The organism is Nostoc cf. edaphicum LEGE 07299 (assembly GCF_015207245.1).
In the GTDB taxonomy this organism is placed as follows: Bacteria; Cyanobacteriota; Cyanobacteriia; order Cyanobacteriales; family Nostocaceae; genus Nostoc; species Nostoc edaphicum_B.
In genome coordinates, this window is sequence record NZ_JADEXF010000712.1 from 1 (window position 1) to 3357 (window position 3357).

General features: G+C 38.1%; 2 protein-coding genes. Both read left to right on the plus strand.

Features of this window, described 5'->3' with window-relative positions:
- Window positions 1-242 precede the first annotated feature (242 nt).
- A complete protein-coding gene (locus tag IQ229_RS19380; protein WP_194046541.1) occupies window positions 243-2237 on the plus strand; it encodes a heavy metal translocating P-type ATPase in 1995 nt (664 codons plus the stop codon).
- A 94-nt stretch (window positions 2238-2331) separates the two neighbouring features.
- A complete protein-coding gene (locus IQ229_RS19385; RefSeq protein ID WP_194046543.1) occupies window positions 2332-3012 on the plus strand; it encodes a hypothetical protein in 681 nt (226 codons plus the stop codon).
- Window positions 3013-3357 lie beyond the last annotated feature (345 nt).

A 3357-nucleotide genomic window follows, 5' to 3' on the forward strand; every position in this document is an offset into this window, starting at 1 on the left:
GCTAAAACTCTTTGTCAAAGTCAACTTTTTTAACGAACCGCAGAGGCGCAGAGGAAACAGAGAGAAGAGAAAAAATGCTTAACTGAACTGTATTGGTCTATAATTTTCATCAAAAAACCTTAGCCGAACTGGATTGAGATAGATTCTCGTTCTTAAAATATCAACTTGTAAAAACTTCTTTTTTTCATTACATTTAAAAAGAGGCTCATATCTCAAGTAATTTACTAGCCTAAATATAAAAAATGAAGCAGAAAATACATTCAGAATCTTCGGATTGTTGCAGTTGTGAACATGACCATCACGAGAATCATAACCATGTTCATAATCACAATCATGATGATAATCATAACCATGACCACAATCATGAACACGGGGGAGAATTCAATCTGAAAAATGAGATATTGCCTTTGATAGCAATTTTAAGTTTATATGCGCCTGGTGTAATTTTTGAAGATCAATTACACAATACATTCTACTCAATAGGTGAATACCTGCTTTTTATTCCTGCTTATTTATTAAGTGGATGGAGTGTTTTAAAAACTGCTGGACACAATATAGTCAGAGGTAGAGTCTTTGATGAAACGTTTTTAATGACAGTGGCAACATTAGGGGCGATCGCAATTCATAAATTGCCCGAAGCTGTCGGAGTCATGTTATTTTATAAAATTGGAGAATTGTTTCAAGATATTGCCGTCAGTCGCTCTCGTAATTCGATCAAATCATTATTGGAAGTCCGTCCAGACTATGCAAATATCCAAATAGAAGGAGAACTGAAGAAAGTATCGCCAGAAACAGTAAATATTGGCGATATTATCGTTGTCAAGCCTGGAGAAAAGATTCCCTTAGATGGCGAAATTATAGATGGTAATTCGCAAGTTGATACATCTGCATTAACTGGAGAATCTGTACCGCGAACGGTAAGAATTGGAGAAACAGTTTTTGCTGGGACGATTAATAAAATAGGTGCGCTCGTCATTAGAGTCACAAAACTATTTGATGAATCTTCTATTGCCAAAATTTTAGACTTGGTGCAAAATGCCAAAAGTAAAAAAGCAGCAACAGAAAAGTTTATTACTAAATTTGCCCGATATTATACACCAATCGTAGTTTTTACATCTCTAGTAGTTGCAATATTACCTCCTTTATTCATTTCGGGTGCAACTTCTTCTGAATGGGTTTATCGTGCCCTAATTTTACTAGTTATCTCCTGTCCGTGTGGACTTGTTATCAGTATTCCATTAGGTTACTTTGGAGGTGTGGGAGGTGCAGCCAAACGTGGTATTTTGGTTAAAGGCTCTACTTTTTTAGATACTTTAAATGCAGTTAATACAGTTGTTTTTGATAAAACTGGAACGTTAACTAAAGGTGTATTCAAAGTAGTAGAAATAGTACCATTAAATGGCTGGAATGAACAAGAACTGCTGCAATTAGCTGCCAAAGTAGAATCGCACTCAAATCATCCCATCGCTCAATCTATCTGCAAGGCTTATGGTGGAAAAATTGATGAATTTGAGATCGGAGATTATGAAGAAATAGCAGGCTATGGAATTCGAGCCAAGATTGAAAATAGGCTAGTAATAGCGGGAAGCGATCGCCTATTGCATAGAGAGAATATATCTCACGATAATTGCCAGTTAGAGGGAACAGTTATCCACCTAGCAGTGGATAATATTTACGCTGGATATATTGTCATTGCCGATGAACTCAAAGAAGATGCTAGAGAAGCTATTCAAGCACTCAAGCGAATGGGTGTAGAGAGAACAGTAATGTTGACAGGAGATAATCAAGCGATCGCTTCCCGCATTGCTGAACAGATCGGCATAGATACTTACGAAGCAGAGTTATTACCTGAAGAAAAAGTTAATGCCATTGAGAAGTTACTCAGCACGGCTGGCAAGCATGGTAAAGTTGCCTTTGTTGGGGATGGAATTAATGATGCACCAGTGATTGCTAGAGCAGATGTTGGTATGGCAATGGGTGGATTAGGCTCAGATGCAGCGATCGAAACTGCCGATATTGTAATCGTGACAGATGCACCATCGAAAGTGGCAGAAGCAATACACATTGCCAGAAAAACCCGCAGAATTGTTTGGCAAAATATTGGGTTTGCGTTAGCAATTAAAGGTGTATTTATTGGATTGGGTATTTTAGGGATAGCGACAATGTGGGAAGCTGTCTTTGCTGATGCTGGAGTAGCAATGCTGGCAATTTTAAACGCAACTAGAGCGATGAAATAAAATTTTTGGAAAATTGGGAATCTGTAATTGGGAAATTGTAGTCGTTAAACTATGAGTACTTCTCACTCATATTCTGCTACCCCAAATAGAACCCATGAATTCATCAATCAAAGGCATTGCTACAGCTACTTTAGCTTTACTGCTAAACTATTCAGTAAACCAAGCCTTTGCACTACCCCAGAAAATAAATCATCCAGTTACTGTTGCTAAATCGCAACCCTTAAAAGATACCTTAATTGTTCCTGGGGAACGAGTGGGATCGATAACACGCACAACCACCAAGCAGGATTTAGTCAAACTGTTTGGTGCATCCCATCTCGTTGATAAAACTATCTCTGGTGCTGAAGGAATAGGTAGTTTTGCAGCTACTCAGTTAAATCTAAATCAGGGGCGATCGCTGCTAGTAGTTTGGAGTGATAATACTCGTACCAAACCCCTAGATGTGCGTAACCTGGGTTCAGCTTGGAAAACCCGCGAAGGTATTGGAGTGGGAACCCCTTTGAGCGAATTACGCAAGAAGTTAGGTAACTTTAAACTTTATGGATTGGCATGGGATTACGGCGGTACTATTTTGTTGGATAGTAGTAAATTATCCCGTTATCAAGGCAAACTCATTTTACGAGTAGATGCTGCTCCTAATGCTTCTGAAAAGTTCCCCAATGACTACCAAGCAGTGTCTGGGGATAGTACTTTTTCTTCCACCAATCCCCACTGGAAACCTTTGGGAATTAGGTTAGCAGAAATTATTGTTGTACTGAATCCAAGTGAGCAATAGTATGTTAAACATCAGTTTGCTTGCTAGACCGTAGAGTAACTATGAAGACAACATTCTCACGCTGAGTCTTTGAGGCTGGTACGGCAGTCAAGTTTCAATTAGAACAGCAACTTCTTGATGAAGAGGCGAAACTAGCATATCTTAACGATGAACTTGATAAACTTGAGTCTGCATTACAATCATGAGACTTATGTAAATATACAGTTATTTGGTATATATAAATCAGGATTTACTCACCTAGAAACAAGGAAAATAGAGATATTCAGTTAATTGGTGTTTGTTTATACTATTTCAATTTTTTGTAGTGGTTATACTCATAACTTAGGTTCTACCTGGGAATTAGGA